This is a genomic window from Egbenema bharatensis FJBBOT/2019 (assembly GCF_048077055.1).
GTDB classification, from domain to species: Bacteria; Cyanobacteriota; Cyanobacteriia; order Elainellales; family Elainellaceae; genus Egbenema; species Egbenema bharatensis.
On record NZ_CP182236.1, the window covers coordinates 2,391,736 to 2,412,623 of the forward strand.

At 50.7% G+C, this 20,888-nt stretch carries 20 protein-coding genes and 1 pseudogene; 4 read left to right on the top strand and 17 right to left on the bottom strand.

Features of this window, described 5'->3' with window-relative positions:
• Positions 1 to 86: 86 nt before the first annotated feature.
• A complete protein-coding gene (locus ACM1PF_RS11135; RefSeq protein ID WP_416674531.1) occupies positions 87 to 617 on the bottom strand; it encodes a photosystem I reaction center subunit XI in 531 nt (176 codons plus the stop codon).
• 555 nt (positions 618 to 1,172) lie between these two features.
• Here ACM1PF_RS11135 and ACM1PF_RS11140 point away from each other — a divergent pair.
• From ACM1PF_RS11140 to ACM1PF_RS11150, 3 genes are all read left to right on the top strand, one after another.
• A complete protein-coding gene (locus ACM1PF_RS11140) occupies positions 1,173 to 1,415 on the top strand; it encodes a hypothetical protein (protein ID WP_416674532.1) in 243 nt (80 codons plus the stop codon).
• Between the two features lie 611 nt (positions 1,416 to 2,026).
• Positions 2,027 to 2,869 carry a hypothetical protein gene (locus ACM1PF_RS11145; protein ID WP_416674533.1) on the top strand — a complete coding sequence of 281 codons (843 nt, stop codon included), beginning with the start codon at positions 2,027 to 2,029 and terminating at the stop codon, positions 2,867 to 2,869.
• A gap of 43 nt (positions 2,870 to 2,912) precedes the next feature.
• The gene (locus ACM1PF_RS11150; protein WP_416674535.1) at positions 2,913 to 3,287 is read left to right on the top strand and encodes a hypothetical protein; all 375 of its coding nucleotides are present in this window, start codon (positions 2,913 to 2,915) and stop codon (positions 3,285 to 3,287) included.
• A 15-nt stretch (positions 3,288 to 3,302) separates the two neighbouring features.
• Here ACM1PF_RS11150 and ACM1PF_RS11155 read toward each other — a convergent pair whose 3' ends face one another.
• The 3 genes from ACM1PF_RS11155 to ACM1PF_RS11165 are packed head-to-tail and all read right to left on the bottom strand — an operon-like array spanning position 3,303 to position 7,964.
• Positions 3,303 to 4,445 (bottom strand): glycosyltransferase family 4 protein, encoded by a 1,143-nt coding sequence (locus ACM1PF_RS11155; protein ID WP_416674537.1) that lies wholly within the window; start codon positions 4,443 to 4,445, stop codon positions 3,303 to 3,305.
• Entirely contained in the window at positions 4,442 to 5,668 is a 1,227-nt protein-coding gene (locus tag ACM1PF_RS11160) for a glycosyltransferase family 4 protein (protein WP_416674538.1), read from the bottom strand. Before ACM1PF_RS11160 ends, ACM1PF_RS11155 begins: the two co-directional genes overlap by 4 nt.
• A 4-nt stretch (positions 5,669 to 5,672) precedes the next feature.
• Entirely contained in the window at positions 5,673 to 7,964 is a 2,292-nt protein-coding gene (locus ACM1PF_RS11165) for a glycosyltransferase family 9 protein (RefSeq protein WP_416674539.1), read from the bottom strand.
• Positions 7,965 to 7,996: 32 nt separating this feature from the next.
• Between ACM1PF_RS11165 and ACM1PF_RS11170 the strand changes: the two genes are divergently transcribed.
• On the top strand, positions 7,997 to 8,131 hold the full coding sequence (locus tag ACM1PF_RS11170; protein ID WP_416674541.1) for a hypothetical protein: 135 nt from the start codon (positions 7,997 to 7,999) through the stop codon (positions 8,129 to 8,131).
• Between the two features lie 6 nt (positions 8,132 to 8,137).
• On the opposite strand, the gene ACM1PF_RS11175 is transcribed toward ACM1PF_RS11170, so the two are convergent.
• The 13 genes and pseudogenes from ACM1PF_RS11175 to ACM1PF_RS11235 all read right to left on the bottom strand — a co-directional run bounded on the left by ACM1PF_RS11175 (position 8,138) and on the right by ACM1PF_RS11235 (position 20,604).
• A complete protein-coding gene (locus tag ACM1PF_RS11175) occupies positions 8,138 to 8,953 on the bottom strand; it encodes a glycosyltransferase family 2 protein (RefSeq protein WP_416674542.1) in 816 nt (271 codons plus the stop codon).
• Positions 8,941 to 10,083 carry a glycosyltransferase family 9 protein gene (locus tag ACM1PF_RS11180; protein ID WP_416674543.1) on the bottom strand — a complete coding sequence of 381 codons (1,143 nt, stop codon included), beginning with the start codon at positions 10,081 to 10,083 and terminating at the stop codon, positions 8,941 to 8,943. The genes ACM1PF_RS11175 and ACM1PF_RS11180 overlap by 13 nt, the downstream gene beginning before the upstream one ends.
• 2 nt (positions 10,084 to 10,085) lie before the next feature.
• Positions 10,086 to 10,358: a hypothetical protein gene (locus ACM1PF_RS11185; RefSeq protein WP_416674544.1), complete on the bottom strand. Its 273-nt coding sequence runs from the start codon at positions 10,356 to 10,358 to the stop codon at positions 10,086 to 10,088.
• Positions 10,297 to 11,553, bottom strand: coding sequence for a PfkB family carbohydrate kinase (locus ACM1PF_RS11190; RefSeq protein ID WP_416674546.1), 1,257 nt, complete (start codon positions 11,551 to 11,553; stop codon positions 10,297 to 10,299). The genes ACM1PF_RS11185 and ACM1PF_RS11190 overlap by 62 nt, the downstream gene beginning before the upstream one ends.
• Positions 11,554 to 11,559: 6 nt before the next feature.
• Positions 11,560 to 12,153 (bottom strand): D-glycero-alpha-D-manno-heptose-1,7-bisphosphate 7-phosphatase, encoded by a 594-nt coding sequence (locus tag ACM1PF_RS11195; RefSeq protein ID WP_416674547.1) that lies wholly within the window; start codon positions 12,151 to 12,153, stop codon positions 11,560 to 11,562.
• A gap of 222 nt (positions 12,154 to 12,375) precedes the next feature.
• The gene (locus tag ACM1PF_RS11200; protein ID WP_416674548.1) at positions 12,376 to 13,101 is read right to left on the bottom strand and encodes an SDR family oxidoreductase; all 726 of its coding nucleotides are present in this window, start codon (positions 13,099 to 13,101) and stop codon (positions 12,376 to 12,378) included.
• Positions 13,102 to 13,217: 116 nt separating this feature from the next.
• Complete coding sequence (locus ACM1PF_RS11205; RefSeq protein ID WP_416674549.1) at positions 13,218 to 15,230, bottom strand: glycosyltransferase; 2,013 nt, start codon at positions 15,228 to 15,230, stop codon at positions 13,218 to 13,220.
• A 52-nt stretch (positions 15,231 to 15,282) separates the two neighbouring features.
• Positions 15,283 to 16,245 carry a glycosyltransferase gene (locus ACM1PF_RS11210; protein WP_416674550.1) on the bottom strand — a complete coding sequence of 321 codons (963 nt, stop codon included), beginning with the start codon at positions 16,243 to 16,245 and terminating at the stop codon, positions 15,283 to 15,285.
• Positions 16,246 to 16,281: 36 nt separating this feature from the next.
• Positions 16,282 to 16,809: a glycosyltransferase family 9 protein gene (locus ACM1PF_RS11215; RefSeq protein ID WP_416674551.1), complete on the bottom strand. Its 528-nt coding sequence runs from the start codon at positions 16,807 to 16,809 to the stop codon at positions 16,282 to 16,284.
• Positions 16,799 to 17,854: a glycosyltransferase family 9 protein gene (locus ACM1PF_RS11220; protein WP_416674553.1), complete on the bottom strand. Its 1,056-nt coding sequence runs from the start codon at positions 17,852 to 17,854 to the stop codon at positions 16,799 to 16,801. The genes ACM1PF_RS11215 and ACM1PF_RS11220 overlap by 11 nt, the downstream gene beginning before the upstream one ends.
• A 353-nt stretch (positions 17,855 to 18,207) precedes the next feature.
• Positions 18,208 to 19,440 (bottom strand): PucR family transcriptional regulator, encoded by a 1,233-nt coding sequence (locus tag ACM1PF_RS11225; RefSeq protein WP_416674554.1) that lies wholly within the window; start codon positions 19,438 to 19,440, stop codon positions 18,208 to 18,210.
• Positions 19,441 to 19,733: 293 nt separating this feature from the next.
• Positions 19,734 to 19,859 (bottom strand): annotated as a pseudogene (locus tag ACM1PF_RS11230) (penicillin acylase family protein); the annotation flags it as partial.
• Positions 19,860 to 20,184: 325 nt separating this feature from the next.
• Positions 20,185 to 20,604, bottom strand: a complete 420-nt coding sequence (locus ACM1PF_RS11235; RefSeq protein ID WP_416674556.1) for a phosphomannose isomerase type II C-terminal cupin domain — start codon at positions 20,602 to 20,604, stop codon at positions 20,185 to 20,187.
• Between the last annotated feature and the right edge of the window lie 284 nt (positions 20,605 to 20,888).

Below are 20,888 nucleotides of genomic sequence, written 5' to 3' on the forward strand. Positions count from 1 at the left end.
TTCTTGATGCAGCAAAAGTAGAGACGCTGAAGCCACATCTCTACCCGTTGTTAGATTGCCTGGTTTCGAGCCAAAAGCACCGAAATTTACAGGATGCTCAGAAATTCCTGGAACAATCCAACATTCACGAGAAGCGTATAAGCTACGATCGCGCCACCAATGCCACCCAGGAAGAAGCCTGTGCCATACTCATTCCATCCCTCCTCGTTACGGAACGCCTGGGGCGGATTGGGAGTTGTAATAGTGGCAACAGGTTGGGGTGGATTACTGACGGCATATAACGAGATCGCAAGGGTTGCAATCAAAATAGTACCGATCGCTGAAAATAAACCTGCTATGGGCCCTACATCGGTGTAACGCAATGGGTTAAAGGTGACGAATGGGCCAACCAACCAGTAACCATGCGCCAGACCAACTTCTAATCCCCGCCGGAGAGGAGACAATCCTTTGCGATAGGCTGGCAGGTTATTGATGAAAGCCTTGGTGAAGCCGGACGCATTGATAGGAGTGGCAAGATTTCCATTCTGCGGATCGCTTGCAGGATTAACCACCTCCTGATTTCGTGGATCGGATGGACGCTCGTTCGATCGCTCAATCTTGTCAACAAAAGTAGCCATAATCGTTTAATTTCGTATGGATCATTTCGATTCAACGTAGTTGGCAACCATGTTATGAAGTTTTTTATCATGAAGCATCTTTCTTAAGCCACACTTTTGTCATCATGGGGATGAAGGGATGACATCAAGAATACATCATTGATTAACATTGACCTGAAATTGTAGCGAATTGATCGTTGAATGTCAGTAGTTACGGTAAAGTGACTTCACTTAATGAACACTTTATTGATTGACACTTATATGTAGTCTTACAACCCTCTTTGTTTTTAACTTTCACTCTATAAATTTTGTCTGTTTGCACGCGATCGATACGGGGATCAATGTGTAGAGTTTTGTAATTTATTTACTAATTGCAAACTAAAATCATACCTCTTGATAGAAGTAGGTCAACTTTTTTTTTGATAAAACTGTACGTATAGCAGCCTTAAATTCTAAAAGCTACGTTGATACAACGTGATAGGAAGCGGTTGCTGTGAGTAGTAATCAGCTAATACGAATTTGTTAGGCGAGTTTGTATAAACCCACCCAATTTGTATGACTTGAAGGAGTTTAAAGATGACTGGACAAATGAGCTGGCTTTCCACGTTTGGTTCGAACGGTAATAAAATACTCCATTTGCGACTTGCACCGAATCAACCCTGGCAACCTTATCTTGCATTTCCTCAGTATTCAGTTCCTGATTATCCAATTCCCAAAGGTTCCAAAGGTTGGGCAACTTATCAAAAGCTGATGAAGGCAGGTTGGGAACTGATTCCCAGTGCTAAAGCACATGAAACTTTGCTGGTTAGTAACCGATAGAAACCTGAAGCGATCAGAGCATCACGGGTTAGCGTGTCATCTCCAGAAACCTCTCTACCAAATGGAGGATTTTACTCAAAACTACGCAAAAATCCTCCTTCATTGAGGTTTCACACCCAGACAAACTTAACTTCTGATAGAGCGCAACTAATGTAACGGTTGTTAAAGTTGTTAACAATCAGCGTTCCGATCGAGTTTAGATGCAACTTAAAGTCTGAAAATTAGAGCGATCGTTTCCTGTAAATCGTCTATATTCTTTGTAGTTCGATTTGCTTTCCCTGGCGTTTTCCTGGAGTTGCTTGACCTAGAACTACTTCCTTGATTCACCGTATCTTTTCTACAGTTTCTTTATTGGATTCTCTATCGGACTGAATCGTATTCTTCATCACCCAATCTAGCATGCCTTCATCATTTCCTCTAGATTCGTTCTGACTAAGTTTGCGCTAATTGGTTTCACTTACCCAACTTATCCCATGTAATTCATCCAATCCACAAGTCCAATCCACAAGGAAATTGAAATGATGAAAGCTACCTCACCCTCATACTCACCTTTTTTAGCTCCATCTGTCAATGGGGTTAGGAATAACATTTGGATTGTAGGAATCCTTTTCTTGTTGTTTGGTGCTGCCGATCGAGCTATCACGATTTACACCGATGGATACGTCTCAGCCTCAGAATTTCTGCAACTCCTGATTCCCTCTCTCTTACTGCTGGGTTGGCTATGCCTCAGGCCTGAGGAAGATTGGGTTAGCGATGGGAATCAACAGTTGCAGATGTATCGAGAAGAAACCCTTTCACCCCAGGATGAAGCTTATCTCTCCACTGCTCAGGCCAGGATGAATGAGCTACAAAAGCAGCATAAAATCAGCCAGCGATACATTCTGCCTTTTCCCTATCTTTGTCAGATCTACCACCTGTTAAACCTGAAGCATTTAGAGAATGTTCATAACTTTAGTCTGGGCAACTTGAGGGTCATTGGGATTAGCGATGTCAAACCCACTGCGATCGGCGGAACCATTCGCTTCCAGACCGTTTTAGATTCTCCAATGAATGTTTTACGCATCTGGCGACAGCCAGTTGTGGATGTTAATCTGATTCTCCACACTCCCTATATGGTTGAGCTGAATGTTCCGGTGTATCAGGGCAAGCGAATCATTGTGATCTTCAACGTTCTCCCGCTGGTTGGAGCCAATCATGAATTCCTGGTTGATATTTACAGTGATTTGGAGTGGCCTAAATTTTTGTTGCAGCCTGTACTCCATTTCGCTGCCTGCCTGACGCTGTTTGAAGACCTGCCCTATTTGCAAAGGTTAGCCAACCGCAATCTGCTTCACTCCTTTAGGTCAAGCCAATCCGCAGGGCATCCATCCATGTGGCTCTTCAAACGGTTTGTTGATCTCTATGGTGCAACCCAGAATGCGATAGAACCAGCAAAACCCAAAGCGATTGAATAGTACTCATCTCCATTAACCAGTCTGCATCGATCAGGTGAACCTCATGCCTCCAATTCCTTCCTCCAACCCTGTACAACAACTCACTCTCAAAGACAGAATTTGGCTCTTCGGAACCTCTGCCTGGATTGTTGGCATTATCGATCGCAGCATTGCTATTTTCTCCAGTGGAAGCCTGACCGCGATTAACATTATTCAGCTTTTACTGGCGATCGTCTTTTTCGGCGGCTGGCTTTATCTCAAACCCCGTTCTTCCTCACGGACACGGCTCAATTCTCCCATGGTCAGAAAGCGAAGCAGACCGGAGCCGAAAAATTCCTTTAGTTTAGAATCCGAGCAGTCTTCAGAGCAGCAGGCAGATGAAGCCGCGAATTCGGAACCTGAAAAGGAGTTATCGCTGTGTGGAACGCCGGATGATTAGTCTGCTGTTAAGGGTTTAATCCTGAGGACGAGGCACCCAAAAACGAGGAGTTCTGGGGGCAGCTAGAACCTGATTCCAGAGCGTGATGTATTTTTCAGTCATTGCTTTTGCAGTGAACTGAGCGATCGCCAACTGGTAGGCTTGCTGACCCAAATGAATTCGGAGTTCACGATCATCCCTGAGGGTTTGCAGGGCTTTTGCCAGACCAGCCACATCGTTTTTTTCGACAAGAAGCCCCGTTTGTTGATCAACCACCGCTTCAGGCATACTTCCTACCCGCGTGGCGATGATGGGGCGAGCAGCCAGCATGGCCTCGACCATCACCAGGGGAAAGCCTTCTGAGCGAGAAGGGATGACGACACCATCAAAATTGGGTAAATAAACTTGAGGCTGATCAACCCAACCCAGGAACTTGATGCGATCGACCACCCCTAACTGCTTGGCCAGTTCCTCCAGAGCTGGGCGCTGATCCCCTTCACCCAAAATCACCGCCAGTACCCCCTCAACCTGAGCCAGAGCCTGGATAAGAACGTCAAACCCTTTCATGGCATCCAAACGCCCAATGCTGCCCACGGTGATGCCTTTGGGAGGAGTAGTAGATGCAGTAACCTGACCCATTTCCAGTGGAGGAACACCGTTCGGGATGGAAATCACGCTATTTCGTCCCAGCGCATAGAAGTCTTCCATCCGTCGCGCACTGGCTTCTCCCACTGCAACATGGGCATCAACCCGCAGGGATAGACACCGAGTTCGCCCCAGGGTGATTGCATCCGTGGTGCGCAGGGGTAACTGATCGACCCGAACAATCCGCACCTGGGGTAAAAGTAGGGCTGCAAACAAGCCGATCGCCCCGGCCCAGGGAGTACAGAGATTGAAGTGAATGATATCAGGATGGAGTTGGTTAAAGGTGAGGAGATGCTGGAGAAAAGAATTAATCCCTCGATCGGGTAATACAACACGATGGGTTTGAGTCCGTCGATCGGCAATGGCATTTACCACTAAAGTTGATACCCCCACAACCGTAATCTGGATTTCCCTGGGTACGGTTGCCACCAAATGACCCAGACTAATTTCTGCACCACCAATTCCGGCTGAATCCGTATAGACGACAACGTGCAGGGGGTGATTTGAGGGATGATTCGAGGGATCAAAGTTCATGGTCGAGCGTACCCAACGGATTGGTAAACGGCTAAATGGGCTTCAACAATGCTGTCCCAGGTGAATTGCTGGCTGAAGTGCAACCCGGCTGAGGCGAGGGTTTGGCGGCGGGCAGAATCAGTTAGTACTTTCAGCAGGGCTGAAGCGAGGGAATCGACCTGGCGAGGGGGAATCCATTGCCCGATCGTGTCATCCAACTGGGGGGCAGGTGGGGTGGATTGGGTGGCGATCGTCGGTAAAGCGTGAGCCAGGAGGGTGAGCAAGGAACCGCTTTTGAGGGTTACGCCATGATTGAAGGGTAAGACTCCCAGATCCGAGGCGGTCAGATGGATTGAAACATCCTTTGCATCCAAATATCCTGTCCTGTGGACGACAGAACTTAAACCCAGTTCCGTAATTCGAGATCCCAGTTGCTTCCAGTATCGAGTCGCCTGTTCTCCGGGTAGAGCCAGGGTTTCCACGCCACCGATCAGGAGTAATCGCGCCTGGGGATGGTGGGAGCAGACCTGTTCAAAAGCAGGGAGCAGCGTTTCTAAACCTTTAACGGGATGGAGGAAGCCAAAAAAGGCAATGATCACGGCATCTTCTGACCATCCCAACTGATGCCGAATCGTTTTTCGCGCCTGGAGTCGATCGCAATTCTGGACTTCTACATTCGCAGCGATCGGAATCCGGTACACCTGGGATTTCAAATGGGGCAGGCGATCGAAAATGGTTTGTTCAATCTCATGGGTGGTGGTAATCAGGGCATGACTTTGGGTCAGCAAAAATCCATCCTCCCGATCCCACCAGCCTCGTTTCTGCCCGAAAACCTTCAGCCATTCCATCCACTGAGGCGGAATCCCTTTGGGTTGCCATTCCCACCAGCCGTATTCATGAACGGTTGTGACGATCGGAGCCTGCCAGCCCGTTTGTCGGAGCAGCAACGGCAGCAGAAACAAAGCCCGATCGAAGCCATAGGTTCCAGCGGCGTGTTGGATGTGTAATAGTGAAGCATGACTTCGGTGAATGGCGCGAACCAGGGGAATCAAATCCCTGAGATGCCAACCGTTCACTGCACCTTGTACAGTGGCATTCTGGTTAGATTGCGCGATCGAATGGGTAGTCAGCACCAGAGAAGGCATACCGCGATTCGCCAACTGTTCCCGCAGATGAGCCGTGTAGTGAGCCACACCGCATTGATTGGGTTGGTAAGAGCCAGCGATAAAGGCGATGGGATTCATGGGGCTATCTCAAATCTAATGTCATTTGCCTGGAGAAATTTTGGACATTTTCCATCTCTAAAAGCTCCAATCCGGCTGCCACAACTTGTTCCGGTTCTATGTCTAAACATTGCAACTCATAGGGACAAGTCAAGGCATAGCAGGGACTACAAAGGGTAGGACGACGCAAAAGTCGGGAAGGACTGTTGCGAGGTTGCCACTGACATTCCATCTCGGTTCCGGCAAACAGAATCACGCTGGGTGTTCCCACCGCATCCGCAATATGCATGGTGGACGTATTATTCGACAGCACTAACCGGGCAGCCGCAACTAATGCCACCAATTCTGGAAGCGTTGTTGCCCCCATCAAATCAATCGCTCGATCGCCTAATTTCTTTAGGATTGACTGCGATCGAGCGCGGTCTTTTTCTACTCCTGTAACCACCACCGGATACTGAGTGATGTTACTCAACTGGCGAACGGCGGTGACAAAGCGATCGGGGTCATAATTCCGTGATGGGCAACTCGTCCAGGGATTGAACAGGAGGAAGGGAAATGGCGCAGGATGGAACCGGGAGGGCGCATGCTGTTGTAGCAGTTGTAGGGCGGATTTTCGACAGTCGGGTGGGATGTCCAGGGTGAGGCGGCGATCGGAGATAGTTAGACCGAGGAATTCCAGGAGGCGGAGGTTGCGATCGACCTGATGGAGGGCATCCGAGGCAGGGGGGACGGCATGGGTCAGGGTTCCCATATCTACTTCCTTCGATTCTGCAATCCGAATCGGAATACCTGCCAGGGCACAGATCAGGGCTGCGGGATGGGGACTCTGGCTGAAGCTAGTGAACAAAATCGCGGCATCAAATGAGCTAGCCTTGAGGGTTTCAATCAGCTTCCAGTCCTGCTCAGGGCTAAAACTCCGCTGTCCAATGTCTTGCCAGAGGACACGCCAGGGCAGAACCTCGTCTATCCAGGGAAGGAGTGGCGCAGCCAGGGCCCCAGCCGGACTTGCCATGAGGGTGATGTGGGCTTCGGGCAGGTTTTCGCGCAGGGTTCGCAGGGCCGGACTGGTCATCAAGACATCGCCGATGTTGTCCAGGCGCAGGAGGAGAAGGCGAGGGTGGGGAGGGGGGAGGAGTGAGGAGTGAGGAGTGAGGAGTGGGGAGTGAGGAGTAGGGAGTGAGGAGTAGGGAGTGGGGAGGGGTAGGGGCGATTTGCGAATCGCCCGTACAGGGGAGGGGTAGGGGCGATTACTCCTGCGGAGTTGCTGTGCGAACGGGAATCGCCCGTACGGTGGGGAGTGGAGGAGGGTTTTGGCGGATTCCAGGACGGTGTTGGGGGAGATGGCTTCGAGGCAGGTGTCCCAGTCATAGGGACATTCCCCGCTGTACCAGCAGCGTTGTTCAGTGAAGTTGTGGACAAGACGATCGGGGCAGTGGGGATCGCCCTGGAGGTTGATGTGGGGGGAGGGTTGGCCATAGCGTTCGTGCCAGGTTGGGCCAAATAGGGTGAGGGTGGGGATGTTGAGGGCGGCTGCGATGTGGGCAATGCCGGTGTCTGGAGCGATGACCAGATTCGCTTCTGCAATCATGGCTGTAAGCATCCGTAGGGTTCCTCGTGGCCAAACAACTGACGATCGCCCGATCGCCGCGGCAATCTGTTCGGCTTCCTCTGGTTCAGTTCCTTCAATCACAACGATCGATCCGCTAAATTCCTGCTGTAGTCCTTGTCCTACGGTGATGAAATGTTGGGTTGACCAGCGTTTAATTGCCATCCCCGTATCGGGACACAGGACAATCACGGGTTGGTAAAGTGCCCCTAGTTTGGAACGAACGATCGCCCGTTCGGATGGTGTGACAGTAATTTGCGGGTTGAGGGATGGAGGAATGGACTCGGAGATTACTGCTTCAGTTCGTAAAATTTGTAAAAATCGATCGCTGACTCGTTCATTAGGTGGAGGCGATCGCCATAGATTGGTGATGACTTGCTGGGCAGAACTGCATTGAATTAAGTCGGCAATTCCGTCGTAATTGGTATCCGACACAATTAAAGTATGGGTTAAAATATTCGATCGATCCAACTGTGCTAAAGTCTCCTCCACTGCCTGCCGTGCCTGACCGCTGGCAGCATACACCACCCGATCGATCAGAGGATCGGACTCCAGCAGTTCTCCCCCTGGCGCAAAGGTCAGAACCGTTAATTCCGCCTGGGGATGCGATCGTTTTAAGGCGTGGATTGCGGGCAGGGCGATCACCAGATCTCCAATGCCGCCCAGTAATTCGATAAATAAAATCTGTCTGATTGCTTCACGGTGTTCCATTCCCGTCCCCTTCTGTTTTGCTGGCAGGCAAGATGCCTGCGCTACGGTTTTTCCCAGCTTCTATTTCCTGGTTTCTTTTGCTGGCAGGCAAGATGCCTGCGCTACGGTTTTTCCTCCTGGTTTTCGTGCGGGGAATTCGCGTTCGTGCTGCGACTCCACAGGAGTAACCGCCCCTATACGCTCAAAACCTGGGGTGCATCAATTTCCCGATCGACGATCGTGGTGGGCAATTCCTGGTGATAGGCTCCCGATGGAATGATGCCACAGCCGCCGTACTGGGCCATGACTCGCAATTGTGCCAAAACATCTTCTCCACAGTGATTCGGGGGAAGTTCTCGCCAAAATTCAAACCCGCCGACGCTGCGGAGCTTTGCCGTGTCATACAGCACACAGCCCGCGATCCAGGCGACCCGATAGGTGCGTCGTGTGGCGGGGGTCAGGTTCAGGTTTTGCTGGACGTGGTAGAGATTAGCCGCATTATGAAGCTGATAGCGTTCCCATTGGGGAGTGCCCGACTGCACAGTTTCCGGCTCCACTGCTCCCTCCCAAAACTCGATCGCCTGCTGGTGGGGACGAATATCCTGGAGAAAACTGAGTCCGATCATAGCAGAGCCGACAAAGCCACAGTTTTCTACCTGCATCGTAGAGAGCAAGCTATCCATGACCCAGGGTTCCAGGATCAAATCATCATCCAGGAACAGCACATAGGGAGCCGTTGCCTGATCGAGCAGGAACTGCCGTTGCTCGCCAATGCCCCGTCGGGGGAGATGGGTTTGGGTGATCACCTCCTGCCCGTGCGATCGCAGCACCCGCAAAGCGGCCTGAACCTCGCCTGCCTCTAAGGAAGCGGGAACGTCAGGACGATCGGACTGATCTGAGATAATCACGCGAAAATTTCGATACCGTTGCAGACCCAGGCTGGTAAGGGTTACTGCCAGGGCAGCAGGACGACAAAAGGTAGGAATCAGGACATCAATTACAGCGGACATAGTGCAGGATTTTGGAGGTTGGATTTTGAGTTTTGGCTGACAGAATCCGTTGGTGCGAGCAGGGAACGGACGGCTTGAATCACGGTATCAGGTTCAACTAAGCGCAGGCAATGATGATGCCCTTCGGGACAGATGCTCTTGTAGCAAAGCCTACAGGGAACCTCATGGAACAGAACGCGATGGGGAATGCTCCAGGGCGTATGCTGTAGATTGGTCAGAGCATAGAGATCGACGACGGGCGTACCGACGGCAGACGCAAGATGGACGGGCGCAGTATTGTTTGATAGCAATAGGGGCGCTTGATGCAGGAGAGCCGCCAACTCACTCAGATTCAGGCGATCGACCAGGGAAAAGGATGTCGCCTGCATTTGGGTACGAATACTTTCCACCAACTCTGTTTCAGATTGAGTGCCCGTAAAAATCACCTGAAGCTGATCCTGCTGAACTAAGTGATGAGCTACCGTTGCAAAGGATTCAGGTGGATAGCGGCGGGAAGCTGCCGTTGCGCCCGGATGAATCACGATCCAGGGTTGTTCTAAATTGACACCGATTTCCCGGAGCAGATCCCGAACTCGCTGGAGGGCGATCGGATCAAGTTTCAGCAACTGGCGATCGTGAGTTGGATCATTTACAACTCCAGATACATCACAGCCAACGCTGGCAACCAGATCCAATTGTCGCTGTACCTCATGGCGGATTTGTTGCGCGGGTTCTGGGTCAGGAATCCAGTGGGTCAGCAGTTGATACGGATTTTCGTGACAGTGAGCCAATCGGAGCGGAATACCTGCCATGTAGCACAAAAAGGCAGAGGGCAAAGGATTCTGGCTGTATACCGTACAGATGATCGCCGCATCAAACTGAGCCTGACGGAGTTGTTCGATCATGGCAAACTCTGGCGCGTTGGTGATCCGGGGGGAGGTCGCCTTTAACCAGGGCGCATCATAGACGATCAGATCATCCAGGGATAATAGCGGAGCGGCAACGGCTCCAGCGGATGAGGTCATTAGCGTAATGTGGCGATCGGGCTGTTCCAGTTTGAGGGCCAGCATCGCCGGAGCGGTCATGATCACATCACCGATCGTATCCAGCCGAATACAAAGAATTTTCCGGGCAGTCTTCCAGTTGAGCATATTTAACAGTGGAGGGTACGGATTTGGTGAATTAATCGGGTCGTAGAACGATTATCGACGTAGGGCAGGATTTGCACCCTTCCGCCTAATTCTTCAACCAGACTGGCTTCGGGCAATGTTTCTCGCGTGTAATCTCCCCCCTTCACGTAAGTATCCGGACACACAATCCGAATCAAATGATGGGGCGTTCGATCGCCAAAGGGAACCACATGATCAACACAGCTTAAGGCAGATAAGACCGTGAGCCGATCGCTTAAAGGATTGACCGGCGCCATTCCCCTTGAGTTGCCGCACACTTTCATCTGAATTGACTCCAATGATCAACACATCTCCCAAAAGTTTTGCCTGGGTTAAATACGCGACATGACCGGGATGGAGAATATCAAAACACCCATTCGTAAACACAATTCTGCGATCGGCGGCGCGATACTGCTGAACGTAGGTTGCCAGATCGGATTGATCCAGAATCAGCTTACTAGGACTCCGGGCATCAATAATGGACTGGCGCAGTTCCTCTGCTCGGCAGGCGGTCGTTCCAGGTTGTTGCACCACGATCGCCGTTGCGGTACTGGCCAGGGAAGAGGCTGTCGTCGTAGAGGCTCCCGAAGCCAGAGCCAGGGTTAAAGCACTGATGAAGGTATCCCCCGCTCCAGAGGTTTGGTTCTGCGGCGCGGGACGGGCATGGGTGCGAATCGGCGGTTGGCCCGGCTCAAACACGATCGCCCCTTCCACATCTAAGGTCACGGCCACAATGGATGCCCCCGTTAACTGCAACAATCGATCGCCATAGGGGGTGATTTGTTCGGCGCGATCGCGGGGTTGTTTCGGCAGTCCCAGCAGATGAATTGCTTCATCATAGTTGGGTTTCACGGCCGTTGCCCCCACCGGATGATAGATCGATAACTGGCGAGAATCGATGACGAGGGTACGGGGAAACTCGGACTGCAAGGATTTCAGCTTATGGAGCAGCCGAGGGGTAAGAATACCGTAGTTGTAATCTGAAATCACCACTGCATCCGCCTGGGGAAATTGGGTCATCAACCGATCGATCAATTGCTGTTCCAACTCCGGCGAAATCTCCTCCGTGCTGCCCTGATCCAACCGCACCAAGATTTGCGACCCTGCCAGAACCCGCTGCTTGGCTAAGGTCTGACGTTGCTCACTGCTGATCATCCCCGCCGACGATACACCCCGTTGCTCCAGCGCTTGCCGTAACCGCTCACCCTCCCGATCGGCTCCCAGTACGGACAGGAAGACGACTCGGCTGCCCAGACTGGCTAAATTCGTAGCCGTATTCGCAGCCCCTCCTGGCACATCCAACTGTTGGTGAACTGCCACCACTGGAGCCGGGGCTTCTCGACAGAGGCGATCGGTGCTGCCATTGAGGTAGCTATCTAAGATGGCATCGCCAATCACTAATACAGTGAGGGATGTCCAGGAATCAATTCGGTGTAGGAGATCGGAAGTCATAGGAGGTTAGGGAAGTAGGGATTGGGGAACCGGAAGTCGGGCAGGAGAATTGAGAATAATCTGGGCAGCTTCGTGCAGGTTTTTAACACGGTGGTGGGGCAGGCGGGCAGGCGTTAATTCCCATTCCGTTTCATTGCCGTTGTCGATCAGAATCGTGCGGCAACCAGCCGTTCGTCCGGCTTCAACGTCGTTGAGGATATCCCCAATCAGCCAGGACTGCCCCAGATCGATCGTCTGCTCCTGGGCCGCTCGAGCCAGCAGACCGGGTTGGGGTTTGCGACATGAACAATCGATCGCGTAGGACGCAACCGTACCGTCAGGGTGGTGGGGGCAGTAGTAAAAGCCATCTAGCTGAATCCGGTGAGGGGTTAACAACTCCTGCAATCGATGCTCCACCGCAGTCAGGGCCGTTTCAGGGAAATATCCACGAGCAACTCCCGATTGATTCGTAATCACAATCAGTCGGTAATCCTCAGCCTGGAGCAGCTTTAATCCGGCGATCGCCCCTTCACAAAGTTGAATCTGATCTGGATCAACGTTGTAGGGAACGTTCTCGATCAGTGTTCCGTCCTTATCAAGAAATACGGCCTTGCTGTACACTCTTTACTCCTTCATATTCACCGGTGCGGGGGATGTGTGGATTGCCTCTACCCCATGACGGGCGGTTATTCGTGAATTGTCTCTATTTGGTGACTGGGCGGGCAAGATGCCCACCCCACAAGAAGTTCAGTGGATTAGATAACCGGTCAATTATTCTGCTTTGGTGACTGGGCGGGCAAGATGCCCACCCTACAAGAAGTTCAGATGATTCAATTTGCATTCCTATGGCCATGATGTTTCTCGGATTGGAATCACCATTACTTCAGGAATTACTGTTTCAGCTGGTTGCATCAGTACATAACGAACGGTGTCAGCAACGTTTTTCGGATCCTGGAGGACATTGGGATCGATATCTGGAAACCGATCGAGGAGGAACGGGGTTCGCATTCCGCCAGCCACAACGGCGGTTACTTTGACTCCGTGGGGTCTACCTTCAACGTGGAGGCTATGGCTTAATCCCATCAATCCCCACTTACTGGAATGGTAAACAGAGGCATTCGCCCAGGTGCGTTTGGATGCAGTCGAGGAAATGTTGACAATATGTCCACTGCCCTGCTGTTTCATCAGGGGCAAAATCAATTTTGATAGGACAAAGGGAGCGCGTAAGTTGACACTCATCACCTTATCCCAATCGGCGATCGACAATTCCTCGACGGATAGGGTGACATCGGCTCCGGCATTGTTGATCAGGAAATCGATTTTTCCATGCTGATCCACAATCTTTTGAATCGTAGTTTCCACCTGGGCATCGTTGGTAATATCCAGAGGCAGGGCAACCGCTTCCAGACCGCGATCGCATAAATCCCTGGCTACCTGCTCGGCTAGCTCTGCCTGAATATCTGCCACGATCGCCACCACTCCGGCTTCCGCCAGGGTTTCGCAAATCGCAGCACCTAAACCGCGACCACCCCCCGTGACAAGGGCTACTTTCCCAGACAACATTTGCATGGTGTTAACTCCAATGGACATAAAACTACAATGAATTGAGGAATAAACTGAGCATGTAGGAGCTTTGACAACTTATCCGTAGCCTGGTGGTGGGCAGTGCCCACCCTACTCCTGAGTTATTGGGGAGTGGGCATTTTGTTTGCCCAGTTGAACGATGAACGTGATGAACGAGTTACCGCATTAGACACCGGCCTAGATACCGCAGTGGATACGGCATCTGGGGAAAGGGATACATTCTCCAGGGAAGTCGTCTCGTTCAGCGATACATCGGGAACAGGAAACTCACTGCGATCGGAAGGGTGCGTGAACAGGTTTTCTTCCACTAACTCACACAGTAGATGAATCACCAACAACTGCACTTCCTGAATCCGCTGGGTTTCCAGAGCCGGAACCACGATCGCAATATCTGCCTCAGCTCGTAACTCCCCCCCATCCTTACCCAGCAGGGCGATCGTCTTCAGGTTCAACCGTTTGGCCGCCGCAAAAGCATGGATCAAGTTTTGAGACTGACCACTCGTGCTAATGCCCAGCAACACATCCTGGGGTTGAGCAAAGGTGGCAACCTGACGGGCAAACACATCGTCATAGCCAACATCATTGGCCCAGGCGGTGAGAAAGGCGGAATCGGCCGTCAGGGCCAGGGCCGGTAAACCGGCGCGATGGGGACAGCAAAATCGTCCCACCAGCTCGGCGGCAAAGTGTTGAGCATCGGCTGCACTGCCCCCATTGCCACAGATCAGTAGCTTGCCTCCCCGTGAGAAGCAGGTACTCATGGTCTGGGCGGCGGCCTGAATCGTGGGACGAAGTAGCCGATGGGAACGCTGAACCGTTGTAATCATCTCCTCAAAGCCGCGATCGAGAATGGCTAATTGATTCGCTTCACCGCCTGGAATTGCTGCGCTGCCCAACAGGATATCCTCGTACAGAGCTGCCACCGCACTGGTGACTTTCTGCCAGGTGAAATGATCCTGACACCGCCGCATCGCCTGGCGGCCAAACAAGCTTCTCAACTGAGGCTGCTCATACAAATGCAGCAAGCGATCGGCTAATCCTTCTGGGGCATTGGGCGGAATTAAATAACCCGTTTCGCTATCCTTCACCGTAAATTGAATCCCACCCACCTCTGAACCAATGACGGGTGTACCACAGGCCATCGCCTCGATCGGAGTAATGCCAAATGGTTCGTACCAGGGGGTTGTGACAAACACATCCGCTGCACTGTAGTAATACTTCAACACCTCCCGCCCTTTCCGTCCCACAAACGTCACCCGTGAAGCCACTCCCAACTCCTGAGCGATCGCACTCAACCGTCCAATCTCAGGGGTTAGCCTGGGATCAGAGGATTCCGATTCGCCTCCAACAATGAGCAAGCGAGCAGGAATGGTCTGGCGTTCCAACAAGTGGGAAAAGCCACGAATCACGTTGTCTACTCCCTTGCGGGGCACCATGCGTCCCAGTTGCAGCACCAGGTACTCATCGGGGGAGAGCCCCAGCGTCAATCGGGCATGGATTTTGTTGATTGCCCAAAATTCCGTGGCATCAAAGCCGCAGGGAATGATACTGATTCGATCGGGGTTTGCCCCGTACAGCCGCAGTAAATCTTCCCGGTCTTGGGGGCATTCTGCAATGATATGATCCGCCTCCCGCACAATCCGATCTTCAATGGCAAACCGTTCATCTGGAAACTGATCCGCCTCTCCCTGATGCAGCCGACGGACTCTACCCAACGCATGAAAAGTCACGACAAACGGAATGCCGATCGCCCGCTTAATATCTGCCGCAACTAACGCCGACATCCAGAAGTTGGCATGGATCAGGTCATAGGATTGATCTCGACACCAATCTAAAATGAACGCTGTGAATTCTCCCATGTAGGGCAGCAGTTGTTCCTTGGGTAAGCACTGACAGGAACCGGCTGGCACATGGATCACCCGTACCCCCTGTTGCCAGTTGACAACCTCTGGTAAATGTTCACTATCCCGACGTGTAAAGACATCCACCTGATAGCCGATCGCCGCCAGATGCTTGGCTAACTGACCGACATAGACATTTTGTCCGCCACTATCAACACCGCCAAAGATGCCCAGAGGAGTGGCGTGTTCGCTAATTAGGGCAATTCGTTTAGACATGATTGAGAATACTGGGTGAAGAATAAAGGGATTAAATGTTTCAGGGTAATCATCATGGAGCAGTAATTAATTGGCGACTCATTGCCTGATCGAATGCTTGATTCCAGTCATCTACAAATCGCTGAATACCAAACCGCGATCGAGCCTGTTCTCTGGCGTTTTGCCCCAGACGTTGAGCCTGCTGAGAATCCTGTAACAGCTCCTGCATTCGTTCCACTAAGCTATCTAAATTCGTGTCAATGTAGCCAGATATACCGTTCTCAATCACGGTTGTTAGTTCGGTGGTTGCCAATCCTACAATCGGTAAGCCCACCATCATTGCCTCACACACCGCCAATCCTAAACTGGTGTAGCGCACCGGATGAAAAAAGAAGCGATAGCGAGATTGAAAAGCAGGTAAATCGGCATGGGGGACTTCACCCAGCCCACCCAGGGATTCTGCACCCATACCCACCAGATCTAAGGGAACCTGGCGCTGTACCTGTTGAAAGATGTCTGAACCCAATCGTCTACCCCGCGATCGAATCCCATTGGCGATCACAATACCCCGTGCCAGAGTCCCTGTATAGCGAACGGAATCAGGAACAATCACCCCATGCTCAATCACACAGGTTGGTGATGCGCCACTGTCCCACATCAACCGATTGAAATGCGTCACATGAACGAGTAAAACGTCTGGATCATCTACAATATGCCTTGTGTCCGTTGGATGCTCCCGGGGTGGATCATGCTCCAGGTAAAGACGCGGTAACTGTCGCTGGGATTCCGACAAAATTTCGTACTGATCCTGCAAATAATTGCGGCGAGACTGAAACAACACACAGTCGAAGGATTGCTTGCACACCTCATCCGCTGGGATTTCATGCACATTTTCTCCCCAGGGAAATCCCTTTAACCGGCCGCCGTACCCTTCTGGTTTACCCGGTTTGACGGGTAAATAGAACTGATGGGGGGACTGGGTCAAATAATATAGATAACTTCCATGCACGTGCCAGGTCAAAATTCGCAATGGCATAAATTACTGAATGGCTAAGGTTTAAGTCCTTAAGGTTTAAATCGCTAAGGTCGATCGATCGAACAACAGAACTTCCCCCGATCGCTGAGGGGGTTCAGTCCGCTCTTCGGATAGAGACGGCACAGCAAATCCTAGAGCCTGAAGCAGATAACGTTGATACTCAGCCGCAGAAACAGGTTCGATCGGCGGCTTAACGCAGTGGGTCAGCACTCCTCCGCCAAACTCCTGAGACTGCCCGACCCGAACGGAAATTCCTGCTAAAAAGCAGAGATAGGCCATGGCATAGGGCGATCGGCCAGGAGCTGTGAACAGAATCGCAGCATCAAATTCCCCTCGTTGTAGATTTTCAATCAGGTTGGGATAGGCAAGGGCAGCCATTGAAGCAATCAAAATGTTGGGCACGCGCCAAACCTCCGCTGGTGCATCCCCGGCCAACCATAGGGTAATTTCAGCGTGGGGCAGGGCACAACGCACCAACCTGACCACCGGAGCGATGGACTGACCAGACTCTGGATCGCAGTAGAGAAACAGTCGATGAACGGTTTGCCACACTTCAGGACGCATAAGCAATCTCCTGTTGTAATAAGTCTGTTGCTTCAGCCAGAACCATTGCTGGAGAAGGTGTCAGCGGATTTTCGTTGTCTCCAAGACTGCTCCCCACAACCCGATGAAGCTGGCGATCGAGGGGCCCCCAACGCAAGGGATCGGATTGAGTAAAGATGACCACGCTGGGAACTTGTAAGGCATCAGCTAAATGGGAAACGCCAGTATCATTACAGATCAACAATCGTGCTCGTTTGAGTAAGACTGCGATCGCTCCTAAACCGGTTTTCCCAGCCAGGTCAATGGCGGGAAATTGCATTGCCTGAGCCACTGCCTGGGTCAATTCTTGCTCTGAAAGCGTCCCAGTCAAAACAATCTGTAATCCCTGTTTCGCCAACTGATCTGCTACCGTCGCAAATCGCTGAACTGCCCATCGTCGCCCTACTACACTTGCCCCTGGATGAATGCAAACATAGTTTCCTTCCTGCAAGCCAAAGGCAGAGGCTACCTTTTGAAAGGCTTGCCAGTCCGAGGGTGACAGGGGAAACTCCAACCGATCGCCCTGCAACGGTACACCTAAAAATTCCAGCAGCCGTAGAGGTCGCCACACCTCCGGTTCCTGATCCGGGTAAGGGAAAAAGCTCTTTGGATCAGGACAAGCATGACAGGGCGGGAAAAAGCCTGCGGTGTGTTTTGCTCCCAACAACATTGTAAAACTGTTGATGTGAGTCCCATTACCATGCAGTTGCAGAGCCAGATCGACTTCAGAGGACTGAATTTCTGTGAGAAAAGCGATCGTTCGTTGGGCGCAGAAAGGGACTTCTGGAATGCCGGGACATCCTGGAAAACTCAGCCAACCGTTCAAATAGTGCTGAAATCGCTGAACCAAACCAGCCGTTTGCTGTAAGCCAATCAGCCTGATGTCCGCTTCAGGTAACGCCAGTCGCAAAGCCCGTAATGCCGGAACCAAGCAAAGGAAATCACCCAATCCGGGCAGCGATCGAACTAGGAGAATTCGATGGGGCAAAGAGGTTAGCTGATGGTTGACATCAAGGTGCGTGCGCATTCCTAACTCACTAGATGAATCAAAAACATGAAGCTTGAGCAGTGGCGTTCATGTTGGTATTTTAAACAGTTAAAAATTGCAAATTCACTATGCATTTGCATGAATAAACCAGCAGTAAAAAGTTTCTAATTGGGCAAATGCACAAATTAGTAATACCAGCCACAAAAGCCTGTGCAAAAAGGATGAAATTAACAGTAAAACTTGAACACTTTGAATGAAATTTCATCAAAAAGCCACTTTGTATCATCCTCTACAAAATGGCTCTCAATGATTTAATTTCAGACGAAAAAGTAGGATAGATTCAATTCCTTCACCGATCTATCCAGAAAGTTATTTTTAATTCAGTCACTCGATCAAGCTTGCAGCGATCGCAACAATAGCGAAAGGCGCATTTGAACTGCATCATCAAACTTGCGGGGTTCCAGTCCCGTGAGAGAGGCGATTTTATCCAGACGATAGCTTAACGTATTGCGATGAATTGATAGGCGTTTTGCCGTTGATGAAGGGCAACAATCTTCTGAGAAGAAAGTATTCAAAGTCATCAAAAGCTCTGTCTCATGGTTGAGGGGACTTAACAGATATTTTGCCAGGTCAATTTTGGTTGCCTCATCGGCAATCCCCACAAATGCCGCAATTCCCATATCTCCCAGGCAGTGAATCCGGTTTACACCCTGAAGCCGAGTTCCCAGAGAAAGGGCAATATGAGCATCTTCATAGGAGCGAGCTAACCCCTTTAACCCTGGATGGTAGCGACCAATACCAATGTTAATTGAAGCGTTAGTATCGTTTTGTAATCTTACCAGCAACGCATTGGCTGCCCGTTTAAGTGCTGTCAGATTGGCCCAGGAGGCACTCACCCCTTGAGACTCTTCACAGGTTGCCCAGGGATCTAAGTTCCTACTGTTACTTGCCTTAAGAACTCCAATATTCCCCTGACCTAAATCGACACAAATTGTATCCGAAGGCAGTTGAAAGAAACTAACAATACTACCAATCACCACCTTCGTTCGTCGCTGTTCGATCGCCGCCTTTTGCTGATTTAATTTAATTTGATTGTCTGGCTTTCCTTCAGGAAAAGGAATTCCAGCCATATTATTCTCTTTCTCTAAAACATAATCGGCTGCATCAATTAAAATCACGGCTCTGGGTTGGGACAAATCCATACTCAGTTGAGCTGCCTGTTCCAGGGCGATCGATTCATCGGTAATTCGTCCATGCAACAAATCATAGAGCAAACGGTTTTTGATCTTATGCTGACTGGGAAACTGAATTTGAGTCACGGTCTGGTTGACGACTAATTCAACCAGGGCGTGAGCCAGCCGCGAGGGAATGACTTCGCAGTTGTAGGATTCGCCGACTAAAATTTCTGCTGTTTCAGCCGCATGGCAGAGCGGCACTCTCAAAAACTTTTCCAGTCTCTTTTCCCCGTACTCCCAATGCAGTAAACGCCCAGCAAAAGCAGGATCACTGCTGGTAAGCACAACTCCCCGTTGATCGACAACAAAAACTGGAGCATATAACAATTCAGTGACTTTAGCTGTAACCGCAGCAGCGACCTCTAGAAATCCAGTCGTGATCTCCAACATAAATGCTATTTTTTCAACATTCCTCTGTAAGAACCTGTCCGAAAATTAGTCAGGAGTTAGCGAACAATGTTTTCAGTGAAAGCAGTCTTAACTGAAATTAGGTTGACTGACATTCAGCCGACATTCAGCTAGATCCACTTAATATTCGATATTTATTCAACTACTTGCTAAAACTTTCAGTTGGATCAGTTCAGGACAATCCCACAAGGGTGCAACTAGAATCGGAGCAGTTAGGGCAATTTAATTTCATATACCTTATCAAACTCGTTCAGGCTTGTGCTCTTTCCAGGGAGTTAGATTGTTTGGCGATCGACTTGTTTTATAAGATACGCCCCCGCTTTAACAAACGTTGGCTGCTGAAAATCCATTTGCCAGAGGCGATCGACCGCATGCATGAACCCAGTGGCAAAGAACAGGTCTGATTCCGTTGGGCCTCAATATGGACTACGCCAGAAGGTTCTCGCTGAATTGTGACTTGATCGGCTAAACCAGGCAGCCTTAACGAAATCTGTATCCGTTCAAAATTCAAAAATTCCTGAATCGAGGAAACGAAATCTGCTGCGATCTCAGGCTGCACCATAGGGATAATCCCCCCAGATTGACATTGAGTCTCATTGTAAGAGGGAAAATTCCAACTGCAATTGATCAGGGAAAAAATAAAGCCCGCCGATCGCATTAGAGGGAGGCGATCGGCAGGCTACAGGGATAAGCCAGTACAGAGAATGGGTTTTAGAGAAAGACGACTTACTTGTCCGTCCGGGCGTAGTCATCTTGGTAGCGGATAATGTCGTCTTCGCCCAGATACTCACCGTTTTGGACTTCGATCAACACCAAGGGAATCACGCCAGGATTTTCTAAACGGTGCCTGGTGCAGGCTGGAACGTAGGTGGATTGGTTGCAGAACAGCAGCTTTTCCTCATCGCCGCATTCCACCTTTGCCGTTCCAGAAACCACAATCCAGTGTTCACTCCGATGGTGGTGCATCTGTAAGCTCAAACGGTGTCCTGGTTTGACCTCAATCCGCTTAATTTTGTAACCCTGTCCTTCTTCCAGAATCGTGAACGATCCCCAGGGGCGGAGTTCGGTCGCAGCAACTCCCTTGGCGGCAGCCGGACTGGGAACGGACACAGCTGTAGGTTGAGTTACTTCTTTTGGTTGAGCCACAATTTCTCTCCTTGAGACAAGTACTTAAAGACAACGCACGAAAACAACACTCTGACCAACGCCGTGTTGCCTGCGATGGCTGGTTCGACCAGCGAGTGGATCAGGTACGCAACGCTGTAACAGGAACACAGAAAAGCCCAATATCCAAACAACAAAGATGTCGTAGTACGCTTCACCCCGATCGCAAAATTAGCTATGGCAAAATTAGCTCAGGAATCAGGCTGTTTCAGAATTAGACATCATTGAGAGTCGTTCGCCAAGATAACAGAATTCTTCGGGTGAAC

Bases quoted from the DNA above. Each gene is read 5' to 3' on its own strand.
- ACM1PF_RS11215 (WP_416674551.1), bottom strand. From the start codon at position 16,809: ATGCGTCCTGAAGTGTGGCAAACCGTTCATCGACTGTTTCTCTACTGC.
- ACM1PF_RS11135 (WP_416674531.1), bottom strand. From the start codon at position 617: ATGGCTACTTTTGTTGACAAGATTGAGCGATCGAACGAGCGTCCATCC.
- ACM1PF_RS11160 (WP_416674538.1), bottom strand. From the start codon at position 5,668: ATGAATCCCATCGCCTTTATCGCTGGCTCTTACCAACCCAATCAATGC.
- ACM1PF_RS11140 (WP_416674532.1), top strand. From the start codon at position 1,173: ATGACTGGACAAATGAGCTGGCTTTCCACGTTTGGTTCGAACGGTAAT.
- ACM1PF_RS11180 (WP_416674543.1), bottom strand. From the start codon at position 10,083: ATGCTCAACTGGAAGACTGCCCGGAAAATTCTTTGTATTCGGCTGGAT.
- ACM1PF_RS11220 (WP_416674553.1), bottom strand. From the start codon at position 17,854: ATGCGCACGCACCTTGATGTCAACCATCAGCTAACCTCTTTGCCCCAT.
- ACM1PF_RS11200 (WP_416674548.1), bottom strand. From the start codon at position 13,101: ATGCAAATGTTGTCTGGGAAAGTAGCCCTTGTCACGGGGGGTGGTCGC.
- ACM1PF_RS11175 (WP_416674542.1), bottom strand. From the start codon at position 8,953: ATGTCCGCTGTAATTGATGTCCTGATTCCTACCTTTTGTCGTCCTGCT.
- ACM1PF_RS11170 (WP_416674541.1), top strand. From the start codon at position 7,997: ATGCCTGCGCTACGGTTTTTCCCAGCTTCTATTTCCTGGTTTCTTTTG.
- ACM1PF_RS11190 (WP_416674546.1), bottom strand. From the start codon at position 11,553: ATGACTTCCGATCTCCTACACCGAATTGATTCCTGGACATCCCTCACT.
- ACM1PF_RS11155 (WP_416674537.1), bottom strand. From the start codon at position 4,445: ATGAACTTTGATCCCTCGAATCATCCCTCAAATCACCCCCTGCACGTT.
- ACM1PF_RS11205 (WP_416674549.1), bottom strand. From the start codon at position 15,230: ATGTCTAAACGAATTGCCCTAATTAGCGAACACGCCACTCCTCTGGGC.
- ACM1PF_RS11210 (WP_416674550.1), bottom strand. From the start codon at position 16,245: ATGCCATTGCGAATTTTGACCTGGCACGTGCATGGAAGTTATCTATAT.
- ACM1PF_RS11150 (WP_416674535.1), top strand. From the start codon at position 2,913: ATGCCTCCAATTCCTTCCTCCAACCCTGTACAACAACTCACTCTCAAA.
- ACM1PF_RS11185 (WP_416674544.1), bottom strand. From the start codon at position 10,358: ATGGCGCCGGTCAATCCTTTAAGCGATCGGCTCACGGTCTTATCTGCC.
- ACM1PF_RS11165 (WP_416674539.1), bottom strand. From the start codon at position 7,964: ATGGAACACCGTGAAGCAATCAGACAGATTTTATTTATCGAATTACTG.
- ACM1PF_RS11225 (WP_416674554.1), bottom strand. From the start codon at position 19,440: ATGTTGGAGATCACGACTGGATTTCTAGAGGTCGCTGCTGCGGTTACA.